The organism is Bradyrhizobium manausense (assembly GCF_018130615.1).
In the GTDB taxonomy this organism is placed as follows: Bacteria; Pseudomonadota; Alphaproteobacteria; order Rhizobiales; family Xanthobacteraceae; genus Bradyrhizobium; species Bradyrhizobium manausense_A.
Genome location: NZ_JAFCKB010000031.1, coordinates 1 through 24,887 on the forward strand (window position 1 = coordinate 1; position 24,887 = coordinate 24,887).

Consider the following 24,887-nt stretch of genomic DNA (forward strand, 5'->3'; position numbering starts at 1 on the left):
TGAAACCGGACATCCCGCCTCCTGGAGAAAAGGGGCTTGACCTTTCAACTCGGATTACAGAAGGGATCGAAGCCGCACCGCGGCCGAGACGCAAAGCGGCTCGGTTCACGAGAGCCCGGTGCGGCGAAAGCCGCACGCGCGCAAGCGAAAGAACTCGCCAATCGAAGATCTAGATTTCCTCGCGCGCATTCGTCTGCGCGTCAAAGATCCTGATCTGAAGCATGGGAAAACGCCTCTTTAGTTCTTCTCCACCTGCCCTGGCTCCGTCTCTGGTTGCAAATTCGGCCTTGAGTCGACCGTCCACTTCAAGCGCATAACCAGAAGCCGGCAGTTCACGGGTGGCAGCAACCATGTCATTCCCATTGTGCAGCGAGGTATTGGGAATGATGACGTAGCGTGAGTCGCCCGAACCGCGCTAGACCAGAGCAGCCCGCAAAAGTGCGGTGATCGGCCGTCACACGTTATAGATAGAGGCCTTGCACTGAATCCTCATCTAGGATGGGCATTTGCATCGTCCGAACAGGCGGACGGATTTCCGTTTGCGCGGATGCAAGCGCGATAAAGCCACGGCTCGACATAGCTTCCCTTCCAGAGGCCCTGGCCAGCGCGCTCAGCTTCGCGTTGGGCTTCGCGATATCTGCCCTTCGAGTATTGGGGCCAATCCAGTGCAAGACCATTGCTCACAAGCCATTCCCCAAGATCCCTGCCTGCGACCGAACAGGTTGCCACTGTGCGGCCATACCGGTCGAGGCTGAGCGGGACACAGCTGACGGGGTGCCGGGCGATGTAGGCGTCGAGGTCGTTCGCAGCCTTCGAACCACAACGGTATTGTAAACTGTCCTCACCGCGACATAGCTGAGTGCTTTCCGGAGCATCCACACCCCAAAGGCGGATCCGCGTTCCGTGAATTTCCAACGTGTCGCCGTCAATGACGCTGGCCTGACCGACAAAGTCGTCGGCCAGAGCCGCGCTCGATAACAGCAGGAGCATCAACATGAGGACTGGGCGTTTGATCATGGCGTTGGGTACCAGCGATTACCGCAGATTGCGGGGATTGAATTTCGGCCAGTTCTCAAGCGGCTTCAGTACCGGCAGGTTTTCTGGTCGCTCGGGATAATGAAACTCGGTGCCACGGAGCCATCTTCCTTCGAAGCGGCCCCAGAACAGGATTGCATCCATCTGCCAGGCAAACTCGTACACCTTCCAAACGCCGTCGCTCTTGATGACTTCGCCAGTCGCATTGAACGGCAGGCTGTTGAGCTTGCAGAGCGCGTAGATTTCATCCCAGTGCTCGCGGATATAGCGATCCTCCAGGGCCACGTGATACGGCCGATCGGCGCGCCAGCGCGGGCCGCTGCCACGCGGATAGAAGCCCTGCCGCGGCATCAAGAATTCAGGGATGCGCGCAATTGCCTTGCCGATCCGGCGCGCCTCATCCGACGAAAGCTTGCCGACGCCGAAGCTGTAGCGCTGAGCGTCATCGCGGCAATACAGCCACGCGAGGGTCACGCCGTTGGCGTCCCTGACCACATAGCACTCGGAATTTTCCCGAACCAAGGTCCAGGGCGGCTTGAAACGGCGGCTTGACTCCATGAGAACAAAATAAGAACATACATCATCGACGGTCAACCTGGAACAGGACCGTGTCCTCCGTCTCTGAACCGAACGAACAGGACGATGGGCTGGATGCCGCCGTCGAGCAGGCGATCTCCGTTTGCGGCGGCGATATGCGCGCGACTATTCGCGCGCTGATCGTTGCGAACAATTTCCTGGGGTCGGAGAATGCAGAGCTGAAGAAGGCCGTCTCGCACGCCTACACGCGGGGGCGCTTTCGGACCTACACGGGATAGGCGACGCTGAATGTGCAATCTCTACTCGATCTCGACCAACCAGGCGGCGATCGCCGGTCTGTTCAGGCGCATGAACCGCTATGTCGGCAATCTAGCGCCGATGCCCGGTGTGTTTCCGGACTATCCGGCGCCGGTGATCCACAATGTCGGTGAAGCCGAAGAAATGGTGCTGATGCGCTGGGGCATGCCGCCCCCACCGAAGACGGGCGGGCCGCCGGTGACCAACATCCGCAACACGTCCTCACCGCATTGGCGCGGCTGGCTCAAGCCGGAGAACCGTTGCCTCGTGCCGGCGAACAGTTTCGCCGAATATGCGCCCGAGCCAAATCCGGAGACCAAGAAGAAAGACGTCGTCTGGTTCGCACTCGAGGAAAGCCGGCCGCTGTTCTGCTTCGCCGGCATCTGGACCGAGTTCAGGGGCGACCGCGGCACCAAGTCGAAGCCGATCCCGGGCTCTCACCTCGTCTACGGGTTCCTCACAACATCGGCGAACGCCGTCGTCGAGCCGATCCACTCGAAAGCCATGCCGGTGGTTCTGACCACTGAGGAGGATCGCGATATATGGATGCGCGCGCCATGGGACGAGGCAAAGGCGCTGCAGCGTCCACTTCCGGACGACGCGCTAAAGATCGTCATGCGCGGCGCCGACAAGGAGGACCAGGCGGCAGCTTAAAGAATAGCATAGCGATATTGATAGGAAGAAACGCGCCGTTATTCGGATGCTGCTCAGATGAGTGATTTCGATTCTCCCCCCCCGCGCTCGCGATAAATTTGGTTGAAAGAGCTAGTTGATTTCGGCAGCCATAAGTTGCAGCTTTCGTAGGGGACCAGTTGGAGGAACGGCCGATGCTCACAATACGACATCATAGCTCGCGCGATTACGCGGTGCTCCCGGACATCGATACTGCGGACGTGGGAATCATAACCGCCGATGATCAGGCTTGTCTGGACGAGGTAGGAAGTTGTTTGCTGGGAGCGAAAGTCCACTCGCGATTTGGCCTCACTCTTTTGCACAGCCACTTCCCGGTTTACGACGATGAAATGTTATTGGAGGAGGTGAACGCTGACGAGCGAGTGATTACCGTGCGGCCAGTTCGGGCCGATCTTTCGAGCGTCTTTGCCACAAACGTCTACTATGACGATGCAGGTCAGCTCGTGGGTCTGGAGTTCGCGTCTTACCAAACTCTCGCTGGCGTTGAGCCCATCAGCGATCTCGATTCCAATGTTCTGATCGGCATCGTCGAGATCCTTCAACGTTGCGCCAAGACAAAACGATTTGGTATTCGCCTTTTGCATGATCCACTCGGACTGGATGGAAGCGTACTTTTGGAAACGAGTGATCTGGCGCGTCGAATTCTGTCGAGTCGAGGCGAAACAGACAATCCAGCTCTGCTCCAATCGATCCCGACAGTGTTCCGTTGGGAAGAGGTCCGTGCAGGAAGCGGAGATGGACTTACGATCGACCAGGGATGTATGCAGTACTGCCGAACAGTGAGCCGCTGCGTACAACCCGTTCGCGGAAGTCACGATCGAAGCCGGAGCCACGAACCTACAGGGCACGAGAACGTTTAGACGGTTCGAGATCAATGGTCGTCTCGGATCGCAGGGCCCGAATCGGTAGCAAGAACTGAACCATGGAGCGCTTTACAAGTTTAAGCCATGTTCCTGCGGAAACCAGGCGACTCCTGCGAGACAGGCTGCGCCGTTTTTTACCCTCCTATCGCACTCCACGAGCAAGGGTGGATACAGCGTTGCTCGACGACGAGCTCGTACTCCGCTTGTTGTCGGGAATGCACATCGATATGGAAAGCGAACTGAATAGGGCGCGCGCGACTTATGAGGCCAACGCTCTAGCAGACGATGGCGAGCCCAGTTTTCAAGACTTGATCAATGACGGCTCGATTCGAGTTGTATGGGGACGCATCTCGGCGCCCATACACATGCGGGTTGCTGCAGCCCCGGAGAGGCCGAGGACCCGGTTTGGCGCCCTGATGGCAAAGCGCCATGGCCAAACATTGCGATTTTCGGATGACGTCCGGGCGCAAACCGATCTTGCTACCGCAATCGAGACCATGGAACGCAATGGCGGGGTTGCGTGTCAGACACCCGAATGGGTGGCGGCCCGGCTTTGGGATCGATCGTCAGCCGCTTCAGGCGCCCCGATTTCAGCGCTGCGGCTCTGGGTGGATCGTTGGCGAATGATAGGCGCGCCTTCAATCGTGCCGAGCCGTGTCTGGAGCGATTCGTTCGCCGAGGCATTCCGCGAAAGCGCGCTCGAGGTGCTAACGAGCGTCGACGGACTTGAGGGATGGAATGAAGCCCGCTCGCGCATCGTTGCCGAGTTAGCCTTGAGCGTCAATCAACCGACTTCAACTATCGAACTTCATGTCCCGGTCCCGCCCGCTACAGCGGTGGGTCGGGCGCTCTGGCTCGGCAACAACCAGATCGAACGCCCCCTAATGGAAGCACTTGTGTCGTGCGGAGATTTGTTTGGTCTGTTGCGACTGTTACTTGCCGATGTCAGGCACACGGACTCTTCGCCGGCCCCGAATAAGCTTGCTGAGCGCATTGTCGCCCTCGTCTTCGACCGGCCCGACCTCATGCACATGCTGATCCTGGCGGTTCGGCAAGATGCTGAGTTAATTGCTGATCTCTTGTTTTGTCCCTCCACTTCGGTCCTCGCCTGTCTCCTTGTCGCGCAATGGGAGGCCCCGCACAGCGCGTGGGATCGCGAGCTCACGTTGGGCGAACATCAGAATGCGAAAGCCAGTGCGTTCGCCGATACTGTTTCCGTTATGGGGCATCTTCTCAAGCGGGAGCAGGTCAATCCGGCGGAGGTCGCGGCCTTATTGACCTGGTTTCATTCAAATCCCGCTGGACGTGCCGCCAGCCTGCACGGCAGCGTCGATGCGATGCTTGAGATTTTGAGAAGCGAGCTCGTGGGCCAGCCAGTGAGTGTTCTTGAAGATTTGGCTACCGCACTAATGGTCTCGTTGCCAAGCTCTGGACTGGGAACGCCATCGTTCGCGGCGGCCCTCGATGTAATCCACACGGGCGGTCTGGCCGACAGAGTTGATCCATCGTCGATTGTCGACGCTTATGTGCGCAGCATCGCCGAAGGCGGCTACAATCTGACGGCCCACAGGATCACGCAGGGCTCGGCCTCGTCGCTGTCGGTCCTCGCGACCAGGCTGAGACCGGAACGACGTCATGGTTTTCTATATCCTGTTGACGTGAAGGGGCAGCTAAGCGCTGGGTCGCAAGAGAACCCTTACACTCTAGCCGACAATATCGCCCGCTCCATCCGGGCCCATGTTCGCGTGTTGAGCCGTGCGATCGCCGGTTCGACTGAGGTCGCGCCCGATGAACTGGTTGACGCACTAGCGGCGACGATACGTATGGGCTCCGTCGAGCATAAAGAGAAAGGGAGGATCGCGGCGTTTGCACCACGGTTTGAAGCGCAGACTCTGGATCGCCCAATCGCGGCCGACATTGGTGCTGCGATTAGCAGCCTAACCGCCAGCGCAAGAGAGCGTGTTTTGGCTGCGATTCTGACAACAGACGAGCCTATGGTTCTCGCTCAACTGTCGACGTTCGTACCCCATGCCCTTCGTGGGCAAATTGAAGCGCGTGTTCTTGAAATAACCCCCTCAGAGGCCGGCGCGGTCTGGTCTCTGACCGAGGTACAGGCTCGGATAGATCAACTGTTGGCTGCCGGGATGTCGACAGCGGCCGCATGGTTTATGGAGGAAGGACGGAATATCGGAACCTTGGGGAAGCCTCCGGGCCGGTCTATGACGCGCCTTTTTGCCGACCTGCGTTTGCATTTGCTACGGGGTGACTGGCAAGCCATTGCAGAAACGCAGCCGCCTCCGGACTTGTCGAAAATGGAGGAGTCCTCGGCTGCTGACACAATCAGCTTCTTTCGCGGGATTTCAGAACTGAAACGTCCGGACGGCGATGTCGAGGGTGCTGAACAGCTCTTTGCGCGTCTTTTCAACCGCCACCCTGAAACAGCTGCCTATGCTGTCAATCTGTTTGCCGCGCGAATCAGCTTGCTGCTGCGCCCGAATGCCTTTGCGGTGCTGGGGGGAGCAGCGCTGGCGCGCGGCCGCGAACTACTAGCGGAAGCGGAAAAGGCCACTCCACGCATACGCGGTACAGCCGATTCGGAGGTCTTTGCGAGCAATTTGGCTCTCTTGCGGCTTGCCGTCGGTCTGCCCGACTTGGCCCTCTATACGCTGACGCCGCTGCAAACGATCAACCTAAAGGATACGGTCGCGGCCTACACCGCAGTTGCGCTCGCGAGGTTGGGACGTGTCGCTGAGTCCTTGGCTGGACTGAAGGCCGCAGAAGAAAGCTTTGGCTTGACCGACGTTTTACGCGCCGCAGGAGAGCATATTCGAAATGGCACCGCTTTTTCTTCGATTGCGTCGGTCGCGTTGGAGAACGATTCGATCCCAGGCGCCAGACTTGCTCGCCTTGACTTCCTGCAAACGGATCATGAACGGCAAGCGCAGGTATTGAGTTCAGAGCCGGAGCCTTTCGACGGTTTGATGATTGATTGCATCCGGTCCTCGGCAGAGAGCGTCATATCGCTGGCTCCGGTGATAAGAAGTGGAGCCGCGGGCCCGGGCGAAGACGATCTTACAGCTGTCATCGGCCAAGTGCTCGCGGCTCATATCCTGTTCATGGGGTGGACGCTTGGTCCGTCGCCTGGAGGAGTCACCGCGAAAGGCAATCCGGGAAGGCGCGACCTCGTGCTCCAGAAGGGTAGCACGACTCTGGCCGTGGTCGAGGCAGTGCTATGCAACCGCCCGGTAACGCAGGAGTGGTCTCGTGCAGAGCTGATCAGTCATTTTCAAAAGCTTGTCGCTTATTCGACTTGTCGGCTCTTCTTTCACCTGACCTATGCCACGATCGAGAGCCCTGCTTCAATTATCGATCACTTGCGGCAGGCAGCGAAGAATGATGCACCCGCGGGGTTTGGCTACGTCGATTGCAAGAAGATACAACAGACAGATTCAAAGCCGACTGGTTTGATCGCCCGCTATCGGGGCGAATTTGGTGATGTCAAGGTCGTGTTTCTGGTCCTCGACTTCGGCCAGCACATTCAAAGAAGCGCTGCCAAACTCGCGAGCTCGACCAATCCGCGTAATAGGAATGCCGGATCCAGAGACTGACCAATAGACTTCAAGGCTGGTGAAATGACTGCACGTCTCGGCAAGAGGACCACCCGTGATATCGAGCGTCGTTATTTTGATGAGTTCAGCAAGGCATATAGCTTGCCGACGGGCACAATCGAATATGCCGATAAGCCGGATGTCGTGATCAGGGGCGACCGCACGACGGGCATCGAGCTGACACGTCTCTACTTGCAGGAGGGAAGCTCGCTCGCAAGCGAGCAAAGGCAAAAGCCGCTCCGTGAGGGCGTCGTATCGGATGCCCACAAGCTTCACTTGTATGCGGGCGGTAGGAAGTTCGAGCTTACCATTGGCTTTGACCCGGATCGGCCCATCACGCCCCCAAGAAGAAAGGCTCTTCCCAAGGAGCTGAGTGCTTTTGCCGCAACGATCAGCACTCATCCGAGCGGGCCGGTCGACCCGGAGCTGTTTCAATCGATGCCGGAAATCTCGACGCTTTATCTGAACAGCAAGGAGTACGACGACGCCAAGTGGCGCCTGGGCCAGGTGTACGCAGTCGACTTGATATCGCAGACGGAACTGGAAAGGATCATCAGGGAGAAAGAGTCCAAGGCCGCGGATTATTCTGCCTGCGATGACTATTGGCTTTTGATAGTCGTCGATTGGATGGACAATGCCCAAGAGCAAGAAATCAGTGTTGGTCATCTTAAGATTGCTTCGAACGTTTTCCAAAAGATCATCGTTTACAAGCCGGGCTTCGAGGACATCTTGGTGGTGTGGCCGTGACATACGATGGCTTAACCTCAAGATTTGCCGGCAAGCGCCCCCGGACTAGAAAAGTCATCGACTCAAATCAGCTACAAGAGGAGAGCCTTAGATCGTATCTTTCGGCATCGATCGACAACTACGCGGTCCTAACGGACTATCTGGCGATGGAGATCTACAAGGGAGACACCCTCACCTGGATCTATGGAACGATGGAGATCCTCTCCCGATACCCGAAGCAGGTGCTGATACTTAGGAGCACACGGGATATATGCCGTCTGCCAGGACGCGCGGCGGTTTCGCAAGAACCCTTAGTCGACGAGATGCAGACCCGAGGCTTTTCCGAATATTGCCAGACCTTGCTTGCCGCAAAACGCGGCGACGTCTCGCTTCAACGGCAGCTTTTGGACCATGGACGTGAAGCAACCGGTCATATTGCACGGATGCTCCAGGATATGCCTACCCTCGCGTTCGGAATCGACCTCGTCGAGAAAACCTATTCGCAGTCGGAGTTGAAGACGCTGCGTCGGCGCGAAGAAGACACGCCGCAAATGCGCGAGAAGTTCGTTCGAAATGTCATGTTGCTTACGGACGAACTTTTCAAAGATCATGGCGGCTTGAGAAAGCCGCCGCGAGTGCCGGAGGTGAGAAACACCTTCGTTTTTCGCTACGCGCTTTGCGGGTATATATCGATTCTGATGCGGATCGCTGATGGCGGCGCGAAGCAGACGAAACCGGATAGGCTACGTAACGATCTGATCGACGTAAATCTTGCGGCGTTCGCCACCTATTTTGATGGCCTGCTAACTGCCGACAAACGGGCGGGCAAGATATACGAGCACGCAAGCGTTTCGCTGCGCGAGGACTTTGCGATGCCACCATGGTGGTTGCGCCCTCTGCTTTGGCTTGGGGCGCGCGCTAGCAATACCGAGCCGGGACCCGTCAATATTTAGCTTTTGGGGCAGCAGCGTATCCAATGCGCTACGGTGGGCGAGGACGCATTTTGAAGACCAACACCTGTAGCCCGTGAACGACGACCAGGCCAAGAGGAACGAGCGCGGCCCAAGGCTTGACCGCGGCCGGTTGAGGACCGCCGAAGATGTACTCCCGCAAATCAAAGGGTCGCGGAAATGGATACGTCATCCAGAATGCAACGGCTTGTGCCAGCAGGGCAAACACAATCAGAACAATGAAGCTAAGAGAGCTTCGCGAGAAGCTCCTTATCGGACGGGATAGGATCCAGACCGCGAGGTAGCCGGTGCTGAGACCGATGATGATTTCGCCATTTTCAATCGATCTAGCAATTCCACGTAGTGAATTTACGATCAGAGTGTTGCAACCGTCGAATATCGAAGCCCAGGTGGGATACTCGATCTCAGGTATCGAGACGACCTTGGCAAGGTCCAGCAAGATCATTCCGAGCATCTCCGCCGAGGCTCGCGGCAGGAAATAGGCAAGCAATAGCCAGCAGGCCAAAGCCGCTTGGCTTGGAACGGATAGCGGGATGAGATCGGCCGATGCGCTATCGCAGGTGTGCACGACCGCAATCACGATCAAGCTAGCGCATGCGACTTGTTGCGCGCAAAAAACCCAGAAGACCTGCGGAAATGCCCATTGTGCCGGGCTGAGCGAGACAAGAATGGGGATGAAGATAAACGCAGCGAGATACTTGAACTTCGGCAGAATGAGGGAGCTACGATCGAGGAAATAGACAATGCGGTCTCGGAATGCAAAATGTGAAAAATTCAAGGTTAGGAGTGTCCAGGCGTCCGCAAACCAACGCCCAATGGCACCAAACTTCGCAGGCGGCCTATGATCTCGAAGGGTCTTCTCGAAAGACCGTGGAGCCTCGCAGGCGATTGCAATGCCGGCATCCGCTCGAAGTTCGATGAGTGAAAATATGTAACCGGCGTAGCGCATCGTCGCGACATAGCTGACTGGCGCGGGCAACAGAACGAATGCAAGAGCGACGAGATCGGTCAAGGGACCGCCGAGGCCGTTTTTGGTCTCCGGAATCAGAACCATGGACCGCACATCGTGCACACTGTCCACAAGCCAAAGCACGCTTAGAACCAGCGCGAGAGGAAGAAATGCGATCCGCGCAATGAACAGATATCTCCTTAAAGTGCGGTTGAGACGGGCAATGCGAGTAACATCGCCGTAGGCGATGTGGGAGAGCTCGTGAGCCAGAATGAGTGGCGTCAGCGGATCCTCCACTCCCTTGTCGAGCAGAGGTTCGCTCACGCAAATGCTCGCTTCGGTGCCGTCGGCGACAGCGAAAGCATCCAATACCGTCGTTGATCGAAAATAGCTGACAGACGGGACCGGTCCATTCCTATTGAACCGAGGCCACATCTCTGCGAGGACGCTCTCAAAAGAGACTCTCACATCATCCTCTCTGATCGGCCTGGGTTTCGGAGTCTCGAACGTATTCGAATTTTCGGCCGAGGGCAGATGGAGCCATATCAACGCGAAAGGCAGCGATTTTGCGCGTCGCAGCCACCAGAAAAATGCTAGGAGCAATATCAGGTAGAGACAGCAGGTCGCTCCAACAACGGAGAGGCTGACATTTGTCTGGAAAACGTAAACGGCAATGGTTTGCGCCACGAGCCCGAAGGAATAAACGGTAAGGGCTACAGTCGGGACAAAGAGGCTCAGGAGCGGGATAAGCACGAAAGTGAAAAAGAATTCGTGATACCCAATCTCCTTTGTGAGCGCGTCCAGAATGCGATGGTCGCTACTTCTTTCCAAGCTTGTCGACAGCTTCGAGGAGCTTCTTCAGTTTTGCCTGGCTGATCTTGCGCTTGTGCGCTTCGACCTCAAGACACTTCTTGATTTCGGAGATCGTTTTGTCTCGCTCCGAGCCCTCAAGGTTCTGTTCGAAAAGCTTGTCCAACAACGCTGCAGTCAAATTCGAGGCCTTTTCGGCCCCCGTTGCGACCAGTTTTTCCAGATAGACCTTCCAGAAAGCCTGAAGAGCCGAATATACGGCCAGGAGGATTGCCGAGTCCTCGAGGCCCGCGCCAAAACGACCCGGCCCCAACGGTTTGGTTTCGTTCAGCAGATCAGCGACGGGTTCGCCGGCCCGAAGATCGGCCAAAAGACGTGTCGCGCGTCGTTGTTCGGGGGCTTCGCCGGAGAGCTGAAGGATTGTTGCCGACGTGAGTAACGCCTGCTCATTGATAACCTGCTCGCTCATGCTTCCCTCAAAGACTGATGTCCCACGACAGGATCGGCTTAGCTGGCTCGAAAGGTTAGCACCGTGTCTCCTCTAAGTCTTCCCGGAGGAGCACTTGGACGATCTATCATCAGAATTTGACGGAGCGTGTGACTTACTGCTCAACCCAAACGACTGGATCAGGCAAGTTGGCTGTCCGGTTGTTGCGTGCGTCTCTTAGCGGGGAAATCCGATCCCGCATGATCTCCAGCATCTCAATTTTTTCGGCGAACGAAAGTGCGATAATGTTTCGCCGTCCTTCGGCTTTGCGCTGGAGGATATCCGAAATATCCGGGTAGATAGACTGGTTCTGCTTCACGGTTTAGACCCGTCGATGCATGGGTTGGCGATCTCAAATCTATCGCAGAAAGATTGCCATTTTGCCGCGAGGTTGTGCCTCTCCAAGACGCCGCGCAAGTATACGGGATCGAAATTACCCGCTTCGATGAATTGGACAATTCGAGCGTAATCTTTGGGGCGTCCGACGTCTAGGGCGGTCGCCATGAGGTGTTCAGCTCGCAAGATGCGACACTGAATCGTGGTTTCCGAATTGACCCGCAATTCGGTCGTGATTGCTTCCTTTAACCCCTCCTCATCGAGAGGTTTTGCTACCGGCAGAAACTGAACGGGCCAGCCAGAAACGACGACGCCCTCTTTTCTGAATTCGGTAAAGCCTTTTTCTGCCAGATATTTAAGGATAGGTCCGAGAGTTACCAGACCCGTGGCCTTGGCTTGGACCTGATCTTCGAATGAAACGAGAATGTCCAGATCTTCGGTGAATGACACCTCGATGTAATTGAAGGCGGCAACCGCACCGCCGATCGCATAGCGACCGACGACGCCGTCCGCTTCCATTTGGTTAATGACCGCGATCGTCTCTTTCATTCCCATCTCAAGCACCTTTCAGGCGGCACATTGGAAGTCTGTCAGGCAAAAGTCCATACGGTAATATTTTACCTCAAACCTACTAGCCTCGCTATCGAAGACATGAGGCGGGCGCTGGGGCTTGTCGAGACTTCCTTGCTGGGCGGCCGAGCGATCAATGCGCACGCCAAATTTCGACCTAGGCCGAAAGCGTGGGCACCGGCTCGTCAAATGGGAGGCGCAACTGCTCCCGGTAGGGAAATAGCGGAATCAGACACAGACGAAAGACCAGCCAACAAGCGTAAATCGCGTCAGGCCCATAGGGATCTCCGTCATGCAACAAGCCGTGAGCCAAGGCATGGCGGATGTGCGGGCCGGGCCTTTTAAGAAATACGCTCTCGATGTCAGTCGTGATAGCGGGGCCCAGTATCGCGTCGAGCTCGCTTCTCATTTGCTCGAAGAGGGATGAGATCGTCCGGTCCTGTTGCGTTTGCGTGGCGTCGTCGAAGATCGTGACATCGTGACCATTGGCCTTCAGCAGATGGCGGAGTGAGCTTTCCACCAATGGCGTGAGGATATAGAGGCCGCTCACAAAGTCTCCCTGAAAGAAGCGCAGGAAGCCGCGGCTGAATGTCCTTACCAATTCGTTCGGTACGAACGGAGTATGCACCAGAAGCGCGGCAAATATATCGTCAGACAGGAAATGCTCGCGGGCGATCGACTGGCGCGCAACCTCAATCTGCCCCGAGACGGTTATCTGGCGGCGAAAACTCTCGTCCCGTGTGATGTGGTCCTGGATCGCGGCTTCGTCAGCACCGTCGCCAAACCCCGCCCCTTCCGTGCGGTGTACCACCTTGCCCTCGCGATCGTGGTGCGATGCGCCAAAGAGCGATGAAAGCGGATGCTCCCTGATGGATTGCGATGCGCTCGCCGCGAGTTGCGCAGGGTCAGGCGACTGCTCGAGCGCCGCAAATACAAAGAGCTTTTCGCGAAGGGTCGGACGGACCATGGCTCGTTCGACGTCTCTTACGATCTCCTCCAGATCTAAAGGATGCGAAAACGGCGACATCTCTTCCGCGATTCCCGCCTGAACATCGATCAGGCGGTGACGCAATTCCCTTCGTCGATCCTTTTTACCGGGAACACCGTGGAGTTCGGCAATAGCGTCGGAGAGCAGGGACGACGCGATCATCGCCATGGGCTGGCGTTCAGCCATCAGAACGAACTGCTCGGCGGCCGCAGTTTGAGCACGATGTTTGTCGTCATCGCGCCTTGCAAGACGATATGCTCGCACGGCTAATCGCCAAAGATCGACAATGTGATGCCCGTCGGCATCTGGTGGTAGACCCGATATAATGGTCTCGACATCCGTCCCGATTGCCACTGGGTCCGAAATCCTGAAATCGAGATCAAGCTCGCTGAACCAAAAAGCAGGAAGTGCAAGCGATTCCTGGATTGACCTGGCGCGCAGGTGAGCCACCATCTCGCGGGCAGCAATCGCCTCTGTCTTGTCCCATCCCACCGCCTTGCCGATATGAAGAGCCCGTCGGAGCAGATCGCGCGCGTCGTGTTTCAACGCGCCCTGCCCTTCGTCGAACGGGAGTGTCAGTGCGCCGTCGTCCACGCGCTTGACAACGTCTGTGTAGGCCGCGACAGCGGCTGACCCCAGCTTTCCTTTCTTGCGATCGAGAACCCAGCAAAGGTCCGCAAGCCTCGCCTTCAGAGCCGGGTGTTTCGCTGCCTCAGCGGCAGTGGCTAGCACCTCTTCCGGTTGACCACGAAAGTCGGTTGGCGCCGGTGACCTGCGGCCATCTGGCAATACGAGCATCGGCCCGAATGGCTCGTTCTTCTGGTCGGGCCGGAGCATCATTCCTGCGGCCGCCGCAAGCATGCTGAATACGGACGCGGCCGACGTGTCTTCGTCGCCGGCGGCGGCGCGAAACAAGTCCCCCAGTTGACGGCTATCCGCACTTCTCGATCCGGCGATCGGCTGTTCGAAATCCAGCGCCTCAAGATCGGCGACAGATGCACGCAGCCAGATAGGCGGCGTCGTTCCTGTCTCGCTACTCTGCTCGCTTTCGGTGCCTGTCTCTTGATCCATGGAAAACCTGGCTCACCCTGCGCCGATATCAAAACAAGCTAGAGGCACCGCACTTTCGAGACTCAGGATGTTGATCGGGCGGAAGCGTGCCTCACTCGGATCGAGAAGCCACCGGGCACGTAGCACCGTCGGCATGGCCGTCGCTGGCGCCTTTTGAAAGCAGCGGCTCACATTGCTCTTACGAGAAAGCCGACACAGAGTAGTTCATTCGATTCGGGTTTGCTTGTCCATGCCGCAAAACAAAAAGCACCATTTTGTGCCGAAATTCTATCTTCGGAACTTCTCCGGGGATGGGAAGAGCATCGGGATTTACAACATCTCCTCGCAACGCGTGATATCCAAGGGAAATCTTAGAAATCAATGTTATCGGGACTATTTCTACGGCAAGGATCTGACGGTTGAGCATGCGCTTGCTGGTATGGAGGGCGCGGCCGCAGAGCTGATAAACAACACTATTCTTAAGAACGAAGCCGTTCCACGACCATTCTCTGCTGAGCATATCATCCTGTCGCATTTCATCGTGCTCCAAGCCGCACGGACAAGTTACGAGGCTGACGCGATGGCAGAGTCAACGGACAAGCTGTTTAAGACCATTTATCGTGGACAGTTTGACGATCTCGATCAATATGAGATCGGCTTCGAGGATCCGGTGCTGATGTCGCTTCAGGTCGCATCTCGGATGGTGCCGGCTGTGTACGATCTGAAGATCAAGCTTTTGCGGAACGACTCTGGACTCGGACTTATCACGTCCGATAATCCAATTGTTCGGCACAACCAGCATTTCGAAGGCAATGAACATGCCGGCCACACCGGGCTGGGACAGGCGGGGCTGCAAATATTTCTTCCTTTATCTCCGAAATATCTGATCCTGCTATACGATGCTCAAACCTACAAAATAGGCGAGAAAAACTGTCGCGTTGTCACTATCTCGTCGAGCGATGACGTCGCGGCGCTAAATGAGCTGCAGTGGCTCAACGCACACGAAAATATCTACTTCAGTGAGGGTGAAGAGGCCTCGGTCCATGCACAAGCTCTGCGCGCCGTCAGGCGCAGAAGAGACGAAAAGACTTCCGTAAAAGAACATCCTTTAGCGAACAGGGAGCCCGATCCAGAGCCGGAAACAACGCGCGGCTTGTTACACGAGTTTAGGCCGGGGTTGGATGTTCGGCTCAAGGTGGGATTCATGAAGATTCGTCGCCGCCCTAAGCATCAGCGGCATGACTTTCGCCCAGCACCGGAACGCGACAGCGACTACTCGGATCTAGTGGAAGAGTTCGGACGGCTCCTTGCTGCAAAGAAGGTAGCTCCCGAGGACTTTTTTGCGTTCGCAGCGAAGCATCGCCCTGCGACGCCACGGTAGCCCTCGCATCGTTGCTGGGTCCATAGAGAGCCTCATGATGATTGAATTTGCTGCCATACTTGATGGATATGTCGGACGCGATTTAGAGGTCAGCCAACGCATTCTGGCGAGTTCCAAAGGGCGGCGCACCCAACAATTTATCGCACGAAGGAACGGAGCTGAGATCGGCTTCGTTTCGTTCGACGAGCTTCCGGAAATGAATTGCCTAGCATTGTGCGAACTGTTTGTTGTTACCCGGTTCCGAGGACGCGGACTTGGCAAGCTGCTTCTCGAAGCGGTTGAGGCCCGTGCGCGCGCGGAAGGCTACGAATGGGTCACCCTCTCTCCATGGCCACTCGTAGGCTTTCCGGTAGACCGTCTTGCGACCTGGTACAGGAAGCAAGGCTATTCCGAACGAACCGGCTGCCCGACTGAGTTCGAGAAAAGGATAGAAGGCCCGCTTTAAAGTGGCCTTCGACTGCTTCTTGCCCTCAATTGGCATCAGCATCTCCTTCTGACCAGCGGCGGCGCGGCTTCTTGACGGCCTTCTTCGGAGACTTGGCTTTTCCCTCATTGGCGCGTTTCGCCGACGCTCCGCCGGAGCGCCTCCATCAGATTGACGACATTCTCGCCGCGCGGGACGCTCCTTCGCACGCGGTGGCGCTCGTCAACGTCAATCTATCGCTCGCGATGCGCAACGGCCTCGACCACCTGCAGGACGTCCGCGACGCACGGCAGACTGCATAGCTACGCCCCGCTCAGCCAGTCGGTCAGCGCTTTGACGTGCACGGCGAAATCTCTGGCCTCGCCCGGTCCGCCCTTATGATTGATTCCGGCGACCGCGCCGTCCTCGTCGAGCAGCGGACCGCCGGACATGCCTTGCGAGAGCTTTTGCGTCACCTCGATCATCGGTACGGCGCTCTTCGTGGGCAACGACGTTATCGGTCCGGATCGGACGTTGATCTTGTCGCCCGCCCCGAAGCCCGGAAATCCGAGCGCCGTCGTGATGTCGCCGACCTTGAGCGTACGTTTCGATATGTCGAACTCGTAGTACTCAGTGGCGGGTATTTCGTGCGTGAGAACAGCCAGGTCGCGATGCGTATCATGTTTGGCGACCGTCACCTTGAACTTATTCGAAGGCTTACTGGGGTGATAGATCTCGATCTCGGTCGCCCCCTCCACGCAGTGCGATGCCGTAATGAGACCGACCGATTTCAGGAAGAAGGCCGTGCCCTGCACGCTGCCTTCCGTCGCGGCATCGCCCCAATGCTCGACGACCCACACTGCACGCTCCCTGATCTCAAAAATCGTGGGCAGAATTTCGAGTTTCTCCGAGGGGAAGAGCTTGTTGTAGCGCGAGGCCAGACCGCGAAAGATCGGGTCCGAAGGTCCCTTGATGTGCCCCACCCAGGATATCCGTCCCCGAAGGTGCGAGGCGAGGGCCGCTTCGCGACCATACTTGTCCTTGAGAATCTTCTGGGCGGTCGTAGCGCCCTGCTTCTCGGTCACGAATAACGCCGCGCGGATGTTTCGCACAAATCTCCTGTCGACGTTGACGAGCTCGTTGATCTTCAGGCCGGTTACCGTTCGGCGCGAATACTTGTCGGCGTAGTGGACCTTCTGCGGATTGATCGCAAAGCCATTGGATCGGAAAGCTCCGCGAAGCCGGTCTTTGAGCAATTCGGGCGAGAAGCTGCCGGCCGGGGGCGTAGGTCCTTCGAACAGCAGTGTCAGCGGCTGGTAGCTGGAGAACGTGATATCGTCAGCGTACCTGGTGTAGATGCAGCGGCTTTCCTTCGCGATCGCCTGAAATTCCTTGTCCATCCGGAAGCAGATCATGTTGGAGATTATCGGACTGCTAGGTGCGCCTTGCGGCAGGACACCCTCGTTGCAGCAGATCCTCGCCAGGATTTCAGCGACACGGCTATCGATACCGAGCGCGCTCATCAGTCCGGAGACGCGCCCTTCCGTAATGGCCGAAAAGAAACCTTCGATATCCAAGTTCATCACGAACTTGCTTCGGAGATGAGCCGTAGCATTCGTTTTGACCGAACGGCCATCCACGAAACCATGAACGGGATTCCTGGGTCTGTATATCGGCGCGAGCGAAGACGCGATCTTGGTCTGCAGCATCTTCAGCCGGTGGTCCGGCGCGCTTATGACGCGCTTCTTTCCTTCGCCTTTCGAAATCTCGAATTTCTGATACATCCGGCCGCGAAACCACCAGATCTTCTTGAGCTCGGCTGTGGACAAGGCAAGAAACTTCAGCAGTTCGGCTTCGCTCGTAAGCTCGTTTGGAACGCTGACGCGGACCGGAGTGACGAAGAACGATGCGAAGCTGGGCACGAGGTCTCCCTTCCAATCACGCCAGGCATTCAGCGAGCAACGTGGCGCGCAAGATCCTTGATGAGACTTTCGCTCTTACGCCGCAGTTACGACAGCGCGTATGCGAGGGGAGACCTCGTAGATTCATCAATAGCAGTGCGGTCCGGAAACGCCACACGTCAGCAACAGAAATTCACATATTTTGCGCCGGTTAGAGCGGTCTTGGGCGGGCGAGACTTCCACAGCCGTCAACGAGGTTCGATACCCCCCATCGCGCTATTTGGCCAACGCACGCTTTCCATCAACGCCGCTTGGGACGTGGAGGGGTCGCTTTGCGGATTTTCGCGGCCACCGGGGTGAGAATGAACGCGCGCTCCAGGAAATTCTCTATGATGTTAAAGATGTGGTTCAGACGTTCGGCTTCAGGAGCGTAGCCGCGATGCGCCGACGCGTTGCCTGCGTCGGCGACCGCGTCGAGCGCCTCCTTGTCCGACTGGCTGATGAGCCCCGCAGTCGCCAGCGCGGAAAGTTTGCCTTCGAATCCACCCTTTACGTCACCGACGAGGATATTTCCGGCCCTATCGAGCAGAGTGCGAGCCCCAACCGACGCGAGCATCCGCAATCCACTATTGAGGGCCAGATAAGACTCGTCGAGAACATCCCGGAGGACGTCGTCGCTTAGGTCTTCGGCCCAGCGCGGTTTTGCGCGGACGGTCTGTGCCGGATGATACGTCACGTTGGCGCCGCGGCGCATCACCGGCTGACCTTGCTCGTCGAAGTCGGCCTCATCCCACTCCGACCGCCAGACCTCGTGTCGAACCGATAGCTTGTCGCAACCGCAACATTGCACCGTTTGATAGGTCTCGCTCCAAGCATCGGTGCCATCGCCTCCCTTCTCCGTGTACTCGGCGCGGAGCCAGGAATTCTTCTCTCCGTGGCAAACACCGCAGTGCGCCTTGACGGTCGCCCCCGCTTTCGTAGAGACCGGGGCCGGCACCACAGTTCCCGATCGCGTTTCCAACTTGGCCGCGGGTCGAAGTCGCTCCCACCCGGCCGGCGTGATCGAGATCGCATGATCGGGCATGAGTCGGATCAGTTTAACTTTGGCCGTCTCCGAGATCAGGTCGTCGACCCGCTGCCCGTCGAGCGTGCCGATCACCGCGGTGAGATCCTCCTCGTCGGGCAACTCGACCGAGCCGAGTTGGTCGTCGTCCAGATCCGCCGCGGCCCACGCGAGCAGGTTGGTCATCTGGCGATCGACCGAAGGAAGCGGCTGCTTGATCATGTCGTCCAAGTTGAACGAGTTAATCTCGGGCCATTCGACCTCTGACTTCAACGACATTGCGCGCGTCGCATGGCTCAAGCGCGCGACGCTCCTGGCGTCGTTCAGTCGCGAGTCCAGCATCGCCAATGCCGAACCCGTGATCTGGTACTTGCCACACTTGCGGCATTCCACGCGCCTGTAATCGCCGCCTGTCGGCTGTTCGAGGCTCGACGATGTCTTGCAGATCGGACAATAGCCCATCTCTCACCCACAAATTCCCGCTGTTCCGACTTTGGCGATCCCCGATATTCACAGGATCGCGCTTTGCCGAATCGGCTACATTGTAGCGGTTCGCTGGGGGCTGACGGAGGATCGCGATGAATCTTCTTTTCCGTCTTTTCGACCCGAAAGTGGCGCGTGCATTCTATGACTGGATGATGGGTTTGTGGGTGGCCGCCACGATCTTCGTGGGCGACGCGAACCTCGATCGTTTCCAAAGATGGCTCTGGGGCACGCCTCGGGAGCATCAGGCAACTCTATCGCCGATCAACGACCCAGCCTTGACCGAAAACGTCCAGGCACTGTTCGATCTATTTCAACGACAGATGGATGCTCAATACGGCGTGAGCGTTCTTCGACGCCAGCTGCTGACCTTACCGGCGGCTCCCGATCAGGGTTATTGAAGAGAGATCGGAGCAACTCGCGAAATCGTTCGCATCACCCGTAGATATCGATCATCTTGGGATCCAGGATCCGCAGAAGCGTCAGCGCTTCGCCCTCTATCGTCCGGACGCTTTGGACCTTGACGTCGAATTGCTCGATGTGCCGGCGATCGAACCAATAGCTCGCCGACTCCTTCTTGACGGGTCCGACCCGGTTGACGCCTGCGAGCGACACGCTCACGCTCGATCTCAGATCGATATCGTCCCGAACCCTCAGACCTCCGACCGTGATCCCCGGCCACTGCCATTTCGTGCCGGCCAGATCCTGTGCGATCAGGATCAAAGGCTCGCGCGTCATCCGCATGATCCGGATGCCCGTGGCAGCCAGGCTGGCCGAGAACTCGTGAGCAAGTCCTACTATCGCGTCGAGCGAAATCTCTCCAATCGCATGAAGCTTCGGCTTGATGAGGTATGGGGGAAGGATGAGGTCGGCGGAATAGACGTCGGCCATCCGCTCGGCATTTCGCGAGCGCTCGTCCAAGGGGCGACCGATGTCATCGGAACGGCAGACGAACGACTGGCCTCGGTGGTGATGCCAATGCCCAAGCTCGTGACCGGTGCTGAACCTTTTCCTGTTCGGTTTCGCTCCATCGCTGACATAGATGATCGCTCGGTCCTTGAAGCCGATGATTTGAGCCTCGCAGCCGACGAGCCGCCTGTACAGGACTTGCGCGCCGACGCAATCGGCGATGGCGAGGAGATCGATTTCCTTGGCCTCGGAAATGCCGAGTTCGACGAGGAGTTGTTCGGCCGGGCGCAAGAGGTCATTCCTTTAGCTTGCCGGATTCGTCGATAAGTCCGAGCCGCAGACAAGCTTCGAGGAAGCTGTCGAGATCGTCGTCGGATTCGATGCGCCGATTTCGCGCCGCTATAGTCATGTCGCCGGTGGCATCGACCTTCTTCTTGACGGCAGAGTGGATCTCGCGCTTCTTCGCCGGGTCGAACGATAGGATCGAAGCGCTGAGGGGGGCTTGAGATTCGCGCGGACGCTGCCGGGCGGCCGCAAATTTCCGGCGCTTCGCGGCGATCTCGGGACCCTGAAAAACCGCGTCGAAGCTCTCTAGCAGATCGTTAGGATCCATGCCCAATGCGATTAGATATTCATCCAACGCGGGTCCTTCGAGCGAAAGAATCTCCTGCTGTATTTCTTCCAGGAGCTCTTCGCGAAACGTGAGTTCACGATCGGTCTCCATCACAGTTTCCCTTCCTTGTAGAGGGAGGCACCCCACTTCTTCATTCTCTTCCTGACGGTTTCATAGTTCGTTACGTCCCACCCTGTTTCGGCGAGGATTTCGGCCCGCGTCGCATTGTCGTCCAGGAGGAGCAGCAGCGTTTTGACCTCCTCGTCGTCGCAGATCCGGTAGATCTGCTCGCGGAGGTACGCGTCATCCTGGGAGGGGCCCAGATCCTGCGCGAGTTCGATCGGGTCGGGCGCATCGGTGGACGCGGCGACGAGCCGTTTCCCCTCAACACGACGAACCGTGGCGCTTCGGCGCCTATCGTTGGACGCGATGCTGTTCACCGCGCCCGACAGAACTTCGAACGCATCGTGTCCGGCGGTCGAATCCGGATTCAGCCAGCGCGCCTTGGCGCCCTGCAGGAGGTCCTCCGCTTCCAAGGTGGTGCCGCGCGCCTTCACCCGCGCCAAGGCGGCCAGCTTCTTCCGCTGGTCCGCGGTGAGCGTCAGCAACGCCGCCGCTTTGGGAGATTGATCGGTCAATCGGCTTCCTCCGAAAGCCATAGCTCGCGAATCGAGCGAAGTCGGAAATAACATTTAGCGAATTTTCGCGTCCGACTTCGCGCCGGTGACGAGCTTTAGAGGTTAGGGGCTCACTTCGAGCCGAAATACCATTCAGAAAGACCACCGATATGACAGCTAAACTGACCTTTCATCCCCTCGGCAATGCCGACTGCACCCGCATCGACATGACCAACGGCCGCAAGATGCTGGTCGATTACGCAGACATGCGCAATCCCAACGACATGTGGGATGCCCGCATCGACTTGCCCGAGGTGCTCAAGGCCGATCTGCGCGCCGCCAAGCGCGATTATTATGACGTGGTCTGCTTCACCCATCTCGACGACGACCACTGTTGCGGTTCGGGCGACTTCTTCTGGCTCGAACATGCCGCGAAGTACCAGGGCGAAGGCCGGATCAAGATCGACGAGTTGTGGGTGCCGGCCGCGGCGATCCTCGAGGACGGTTGTGAGGATAGCGCCCGCATCATCCGTCAGGAGGCGCGGCACCGGTTGCGCGTCGGCAAGGGCATCCGCGTCTTTTCGCGCCCGACCAAGCTCAAGGAATGGCTGGAGAAGCAGGGTCTGACGCTGGAATCGCGCGCGCACCTGATCACCGACGCGGGCCAGTACGTGCCCGGCTTCTCGATGTTCGGTCCCGAGCGCGTCCAGTTCTTCATCCATAGCCCCTTCGGCTGGCATCAGAACGAGAGCGAGATCATTGACCGCAACCAGCACAGCGTGGTCTTTCAGGCGACGTTCCTGGAGGGACGCCGCGAGACCTGCGCGCTGTTCATGTCTGACATCAACCACGACTCGATCAACCAGATCGTGATCACGTCCAAGCGCCACGGCAACCAGGACCGGCTGCTGTGGGATATCTTCAAGATCCCGCACCACTGCTCCTACCTATCGATCGGGCCGGAAAAGGGCGTCGACGTCACCAAGCCGACCGATGAGGTCAAGTGGCTGTGCGAGACTCAGGGGCGCGAGCGGTCCATCATGATATCCACCAGTTGGTCAATCCCGTCCAAGGGCAGCGATGAGGACCTCGATTCGCAGCCGCCGCACCGCCAGGCCGCGGCCTACTACCGGTCGGTCGCCGATCTCAAGGACGGCCAGTTCAAGGTCACAATGGATTTGCCTTCAAAGAGCAAACCCAAGCCGAGCACCATCGAGATCACCGACCGGGGAGCCCAGCTGTTGCTTGTTTCGGCCACCGCCGCCGGCGCGGTGAGCGTCGCGGCGACCCCGGTGCGGGCGGGCTAGGCATGGCGATCCACGCGTGGTGGACGGCCTTCGGCGAGGCGATGACGATCGACGGCGTCGCCTCCGGTCCGGCGCGTTCGTTCGTGGAATCCGCGCTCGCCGGGCTCCCGGCGACCACGCTCGTTGAGATCAAGGAGGATAAGACGACCGGGTATGTCGGCGTCTATGTCGAGATCGACGTGGAACGCCCCCAGGACCTCGCCTACCCTATCCGCGCCAGAGAGCCGATCGGCATTCTCTTCTCGTCGCCGCACGTCCGTCCCGCGGTGCTGGCGCTGCGGGACGACTTCCCGCACACCATGCATCAGAACGGCGTGCCTGAAGAGATGCCGTTCTCGCTGTGCGTGGACGATCGGCCTTGGCCGGAAGCCCGCCTCACCTACACGCCGACGGAATTCTCGCGGCTCATCCAGCTTTGGCTCGCCAAGGCGGCGCGCGGCAAGCTCCACGATCCGGCGCAACCGCCGGATCCGCTATTTTACGGCGCGGACATGGCTGTGGTCTTGCCGCGCAGCGTCTTCGAGGCCGGCTCTGCGACCTCCGAATTCGCTGGCTTCGTGCGTGCCGACAACCAGGGCCTGGTGTTCGCCATTCCATCCAAGCAGGCCCCGCCAGGCGGTATCGCGCTGACGGTGATGGCTTTCGCGCTCCCGCCGCAAATCATGACCTCGATCCGGCGCCTGCCTCGGACGCTGGAAAGTCTGGCCGCAGAACTCGCGCCGACCGGCCTTAGGCTACTCGACGAGATCAAGGAGAGATTGAAGGCGTGGACCGGTATCGCCGACGACGGCGCCAGGCGGATGGCCGGCCGGATCGCCATCGTCGTCGGTCTCCCTATTACCGCCGAAGGAGGTCGCGGCGCCGACGACTTCCGCGCCTTCATCACCACTAACACCGCGGGCGAGATCGGGGTCCTTCTGGGCATATTGCACGCCAACAACAGCAACGTCGGCAAGGGTTACGTCCGGGCGTTCCCCGAAGTGCCGATCGCGGGAGCTCCGTTACCTGTCGCGCCGGCGCAGGTTCATTTCGCTTTCGATCGAGACCTCGCGGCTTCGATCGCCGGCAACACGGTCGCGGACCGAAGGAAGGCCGTCATGATCGGCGCGGGTTCGCTTGGCTCTCAACTCGGCATGGATCTCGCGCGCGAGGGCGCTTTCGAGTGGACCATTGTGGACAGTGACGCGCTGTTGCCGCACAACATGGCTCGCCATGCGCTGTTGGCCGACGAGATCGGTGCGCCAAAGGCCAACGCGTTGGCCAGGCAGATTTCGGTACTGCTCAACGAGGCCCAATCAGCGATCGTCACCGGCGTGCTCGCGCCGAACGCGGATCAACAAAAGGCGCTGGATGCCGCCTATGCAGCCGCCTCCGTCATCATCGACGCATCGGCGTCGGTCGGCGTCGCCCGCCATTTGAGCGATCTGCCCTTTGCCGCAAGACGCGTCTGTGCCTTCTTCAATCCCTCGGGCACCGCCGTCGTACTTCTCACGGAAGATGCACGGCGTGATATCACGCTGCGCGATCTCGAGGCGCAATATCACCGCCTGATCCTGACCGAGCCGTCGCTGGCAGATCATCTCGACGCTTCGCAAGGCGGCGTGCGCTACAGCGGCTCGTGCCGCTCGCTGACCAACAGGATCCCTGCGACCCGAGCCGCGCTCCTGAGCGCGCTGGCCGCAAGGGGCATCGCCGACTCGCTCTCGAGCGATGATGCTAAGGTGACGGTCTGGACGCTCGGCCCGGACGGCTCGGTCTCCGTCGTGCAGCGAAACGGCGAACCCGTTACGCGCGCCGAGATCGGCGCCTGGCAAGTAAGCTACGATCGCGGGTTCTTGGATCAGCTTTCCGCGCTACGCGACGAGCGTTTGCCCAATGAGACCGGCGGAGCCATCGTCGGCATCGCCGATTTCAGCCGTCAGGCTCTCCACCTTGCCCATGCGTTTCCCCAGCCGGAGGACAGTCTCGGCAGTCCGACACGGTTCGAACGTGGCGTGGTCGGCCTGGCCCAATCCATCGACGACGTCGCCCGCCGGTCGATGCACCAGGTGCGGTACCTCGGCGAATGGCACTCCCATCCGCGCTATGCGAATGCGCGTCCGAGCGACACCGACATCGCCCAACTCGCTTATCTGGGCGGCGAGCTCGCGGCGGACGGATTGCCCGGCCTGATGGCCATCGCGGCCCACCACGGCGACTTCTCGCTTCTCAGCTTCGACCCGTCGCTCTGCCGGGAGGAAGGGCGCATCCTCAGGGTTGCCATTCACCGTGGGCACGATTGAGTTTTCGG

General features: G+C 58.5%; 25 protein-coding genes and 1 pseudogene. 12 read left to right on the forward strand and 14 right to left on the reverse strand.

Annotated elements, in window-relative coordinates:
* Positions 1-169: 169 nt before the first annotated feature.
* From JQ587_RS34845 to JQ587_RS34855, 3 genes are all read right to left on the reverse strand, one after another.
* Positions 170-352 (reverse strand): hypothetical protein, encoded by a 183-nt coding sequence (locus JQ587_RS34845; protein ID WP_212428364.1) that lies wholly within the window; start codon positions 350-352, stop codon positions 170-172.
* Positions 353-489: 137 nt separating this feature from the next.
* Positions 490-1,017, reverse strand: a complete 528-nt coding sequence (locus JQ587_RS34850) for a thermonuclease family protein (RefSeq protein WP_212428365.1) — start codon at positions 1,015-1,017, stop codon at positions 490-492.
* An 18-nt stretch (positions 1,018-1,035) separates the two neighbouring features.
* Positions 1,036-1,509 (reverse strand): hypothetical protein, encoded by a 474-nt coding sequence (locus tag JQ587_RS34855; RefSeq protein WP_349629554.1) that lies wholly within the window; start codon positions 1,507-1,509, stop codon positions 1,036-1,038.
* Positions 1,510-1,643: 134 nt separating this feature from the next.
* On the opposite strand from JQ587_RS34855, the gene JQ587_RS34860 reads away from it, so the two are divergent.
* The 6 genes from JQ587_RS34860 (at position 1,644) to JQ587_RS34885 (ending at position 8,712) form a co-directional block, all read left to right on the forward strand.
* On the forward strand, positions 1,644-1,850 hold the full coding sequence (locus JQ587_RS34860) for a hypothetical protein (protein WP_212428366.1): 207 nt from the start codon (positions 1,644-1,646) through the stop codon (positions 1,848-1,850).
* Between the two features lie 10 nt (positions 1,851-1,860).
* Positions 1,861-2,523 (forward strand): SOS response-associated peptidase, encoded by a 663-nt coding sequence (locus JQ587_RS34865; protein WP_212428367.1) that lies wholly within the window; start codon positions 1,861-1,863, stop codon positions 2,521-2,523.
* 212 nt (positions 2,524-2,735) lie between these two features.
* Positions 2,736-3,422 carry a hypothetical protein gene (locus JQ587_RS34870; protein WP_212428368.1) on the forward strand — a complete coding sequence of 229 codons (687 nt, stop codon included), beginning with the start codon at positions 2,736-2,738 and terminating at the stop codon, positions 3,420-3,422.
* A 179-nt stretch (positions 3,423-3,601) separates the two neighbouring features.
* Complete coding sequence (locus tag JQ587_RS34875) at positions 3,602-7,033, forward strand: hypothetical protein (RefSeq protein ID WP_212428369.1); 3,432 nt, start codon at positions 3,602-3,604, stop codon at positions 7,031-7,033.
* Positions 7,034-7,057: 24 nt separating this feature from the next.
* Positions 7,058-7,780: a hypothetical protein gene (locus JQ587_RS34880; RefSeq protein ID WP_212428370.1), complete on the forward strand. Its 723-nt coding sequence runs from the start codon at positions 7,058-7,060 to the stop codon at positions 7,778-7,780.
* Positions 7,781-7,926: 146 nt separating this feature from the next.
* Positions 7,927-8,712, forward strand: coding sequence for a hypothetical protein (locus JQ587_RS34885; protein WP_212428371.1), 786 nt, complete (start codon positions 7,927-7,929; stop codon positions 8,710-8,712).
* Between the two features lie 28 nt (positions 8,713-8,740).
* On the opposite strand, the gene JQ587_RS34890 is transcribed toward JQ587_RS34885, so the two are convergent.
* From JQ587_RS34890 to JQ587_RS34910, 5 genes are all read right to left on the reverse strand, one after another.
* Positions 8,741-10,432, reverse strand: coding sequence for a M48 family metalloprotease (locus JQ587_RS34890; protein ID WP_349629555.1), 1,692 nt, complete (start codon positions 10,430-10,432; stop codon positions 8,741-8,743).
* A 64-nt stretch (positions 10,433-10,496) separates the two neighbouring features.
* Positions 10,497-10,958, reverse strand: coding sequence for a hypothetical protein (locus JQ587_RS34895; RefSeq protein ID WP_212428373.1), 462 nt, complete (start codon positions 10,956-10,958; stop codon positions 10,497-10,499).
* A gap of 133 nt (positions 10,959-11,091) precedes the next feature.
* Complete coding sequence (locus JQ587_RS34900) at positions 11,092-11,295, reverse strand: hypothetical protein (protein WP_212428374.1); 204 nt, start codon at positions 11,293-11,295, stop codon at positions 11,092-11,094.
* Positions 11,292-11,861 carry a hypothetical protein gene (locus JQ587_RS34905; RefSeq protein ID WP_212428375.1) on the reverse strand — a complete coding sequence of 190 codons (570 nt, stop codon included), beginning with the start codon at positions 11,859-11,861 and terminating at the stop codon, positions 11,292-11,294. The genes JQ587_RS34900 and JQ587_RS34905 overlap by 4 nt, the downstream gene beginning before the upstream one ends.
* 178 nt (positions 11,862-12,039) lie before the next feature.
* A complete protein-coding gene (locus tag JQ587_RS34910) occupies positions 12,040-13,941 on the reverse strand; it encodes a DUF7380 domain-containing protein (RefSeq protein ID WP_212428376.1) in 1,902 nt (633 codons plus the stop codon).
* A gap of 229 nt (positions 13,942-14,170) precedes the next feature.
* On the opposite strand from JQ587_RS34910, the gene JQ587_RS34915 reads away from it, so the two are divergent.
* From JQ587_RS34915 to JQ587_RS34925, 3 genes are all read left to right on the forward strand, one after another.
* Positions 14,171-15,301, forward strand: coding sequence for a DUF4238 domain-containing protein (locus JQ587_RS34915; protein ID WP_212428377.1), 1,131 nt, complete (start codon positions 14,171-14,173; stop codon positions 15,299-15,301).
* A 34-nt stretch (positions 15,302-15,335) separates the two neighbouring features.
* Complete coding sequence (locus tag JQ587_RS34920; RefSeq protein ID WP_212428378.1) at positions 15,336-15,746, forward strand: GNAT family N-acetyltransferase; 411 nt, start codon at positions 15,336-15,338, stop codon at positions 15,744-15,746.
* 71 nt (positions 15,747-15,817) lie between these two features.
* Positions 15,818-16,027, forward strand: coding sequence for a hypothetical protein (locus JQ587_RS34925; protein ID WP_212428379.1), 210 nt, complete (start codon positions 15,818-15,820; stop codon positions 16,025-16,027).
* On the opposite strand, the gene JQ587_RS34930 is transcribed toward JQ587_RS34925, so the two are convergent.
* Complete coding sequence (locus JQ587_RS34930) at positions 16,028-17,488, reverse strand: trypsin-like peptidase domain-containing protein (protein ID WP_249154675.1); 1,461 nt, start codon at positions 17,486-17,488, stop codon at positions 16,028-16,030.
* A 418-nt stretch (positions 17,489-17,906) separates the two neighbouring features.
* Positions 17,907-19,130 carry a DUF4145 domain-containing protein gene (locus JQ587_RS34935; RefSeq protein ID WP_212428381.1) on the reverse strand — a complete coding sequence of 408 codons (1,224 nt, stop codon included), beginning with the start codon at positions 19,128-19,130 and terminating at the stop codon, positions 17,907-17,909.
* A 116-nt stretch (positions 19,131-19,246) separates the two neighbouring features.
* On the opposite strand from JQ587_RS34935, the gene JQ587_RS34940 reads away from it, so the two are divergent.
* Positions 19,247-19,552 (forward strand): hypothetical protein, encoded by a 306-nt coding sequence (locus JQ587_RS34940; RefSeq protein ID WP_212428382.1) that lies wholly within the window; start codon positions 19,247-19,249, stop codon positions 19,550-19,552.
* Between the two features lie 34 nt (positions 19,553-19,586).
* Here JQ587_RS34940 and JQ587_RS36830 read toward each other — a convergent pair whose 3' ends face one another.
* From JQ587_RS36830 to JQ587_RS34955, 4 genes and pseudogenes are all read right to left on the reverse strand, one after another.
* Positions 19,587-19,889, reverse strand: a complete 303-nt coding sequence (locus JQ587_RS36830; RefSeq protein WP_249154676.1) for a hypothetical protein — start codon at positions 19,887-19,889, stop codon at positions 19,587-19,589.
* 66 nt (positions 19,890-19,955) lie between these two features.
* Positions 19,956-20,351, reverse strand: a pseudogene (locus JQ587_RS37235) (ImmA/IrrE family metallo-endopeptidase); the annotation flags it as partial.
* Positions 20,352-20,355: 4 nt separating this feature from the next.
* Positions 20,356-20,784, reverse strand: coding sequence for a hypothetical protein (locus JQ587_RS34950; protein WP_212428384.1), 429 nt, complete (start codon positions 20,782-20,784; stop codon positions 20,356-20,358).
* Complete coding sequence (locus tag JQ587_RS34955; RefSeq protein ID WP_212428385.1) at positions 20,784-21,311, reverse strand: hypothetical protein; 528 nt, start codon at positions 21,309-21,311, stop codon at positions 20,784-20,786. Before JQ587_RS34955 ends, JQ587_RS34950 begins: the two co-directional genes overlap by 1 nt.
* A gap of 149 nt (positions 21,312-21,460) precedes the next feature.
* On the opposite strand from JQ587_RS34955, the gene mblB reads away from it, so the two are divergent.
* Positions 21,461-22,597 carry an anti-phage 6A-MBL system MBL-fold protein gene (gene mblB, locus JQ587_RS34960; protein WP_212428386.1) on the forward strand — a complete coding sequence of 379 codons (1,137 nt, stop codon included), beginning with the start codon at positions 21,461-21,463 and terminating at the stop codon, positions 22,595-22,597.
* Between the two features lie 2 nt (positions 22,598-22,599).
* Positions 22,600-24,879, forward strand: a complete 2,280-nt coding sequence (gene cap2-3, locus JQ587_RS34965; RefSeq protein ID WP_212428387.1) for an anti-phage 6A-MBL system cap2_3 protein — start codon at positions 22,600-22,602, stop codon at positions 24,877-24,879.
* Positions 24,880-24,887 lie beyond the last annotated feature (8 nt).

Coding starts and splice junctions, on each gene's coding strand:
- JQ587_RS34845 (WP_212428364.1), bottom strand. CDS start 352: ATGGTTGCTGCCACCCGTGAACTGCCGGCTTCTGGTTATGCGCTTGAA.
- JQ587_RS34850 (WP_212428365.1), bottom strand. CDS start 1,017: ATGATCAAACGCCCAGTCCTCATGTTGATGCTCCTGCTGTTATCGAGC.
- mblB (WP_212428386.1), top strand. CDS start 21,461: ATGACAGCTAAACTGACCTTTCATCCCCTCGGCAATGCCGACTGCACC.
- JQ587_RS34910 (WP_212428376.1), bottom strand. CDS start 13,941: ATGGATCAAGAGACAGGCACCGAAAGCGAGCAGAGTAGCGAGACAGGA.
- JQ587_RS34865 (WP_212428367.1), top strand. CDS start 1,861: ATGTGCAATCTCTACTCGATCTCGACCAACCAGGCGGCGATCGCCGGT.
- cap2-3 (WP_212428387.1), top strand. CDS start 22,600: ATGGCGATCCACGCGTGGTGGACGGCCTTCGGCGAGGCGATGACGATC.
- JQ587_RS34905 (WP_212428375.1), bottom strand. CDS start 11,861: ATGAAAGAGACGATCGCGGTCATTAACCAAATGGAAGCGGACGGCGTC.
- JQ587_RS34930 (WP_249154675.1), bottom strand. CDS start 17,488: ATGTATCAGAAATTCGAGATTTCGAAAGGCGAAGGAAAGAAGCGCGTC.
- JQ587_RS34950 (WP_212428384.1), bottom strand. CDS start 20,784: ATGGAGACCGATCGTGAACTCACGTTTCGCGAAGAGCTCCTGGAAGAA.
- JQ587_RS34915 (WP_212428377.1), top strand. CDS start 14,171: ATGCCGCAAAACAAAAAGCACCATTTTGTGCCGAAATTCTATCTTCGG.
- JQ587_RS34895 (WP_212428373.1), bottom strand. CDS start 10,958: ATGAGCGAGCAGGTTATCAATGAGCAGGCGTTACTCACGTCGGCAACA.
- JQ587_RS34920 (WP_212428378.1), top strand. CDS start 15,336: ATGATGATTGAATTTGCTGCCATACTTGATGGATATGTCGGACGCGAT.
- JQ587_RS36830 (WP_249154676.1), bottom strand. CDS start 19,889: ATGACGCGCGAGCCTTTGATCCTGATCGCACAGGATCTGGCCGGCACG.
- JQ587_RS34880 (WP_212428370.1), top strand. CDS start 7,058: ATGACTGCACGTCTCGGCAAGAGGACCACCCGTGATATCGAGCGTCGT.
- JQ587_RS34935 (WP_212428381.1), bottom strand. CDS start 19,130: ATGGGCTATTGTCCGATCTGCAAGACATCGTCGAGCCTCGAACAGCCG.
- JQ587_RS34940 (WP_212428382.1), top strand. CDS start 19,247: ATGAATCTTCTTTTCCGTCTTTTCGACCCGAAAGTGGCGCGTGCATTC.
- JQ587_RS34885 (WP_212428371.1), top strand. CDS start 7,927: ATGGAGATCTACAAGGGAGACACCCTCACCTGGATCTATGGAACGATG.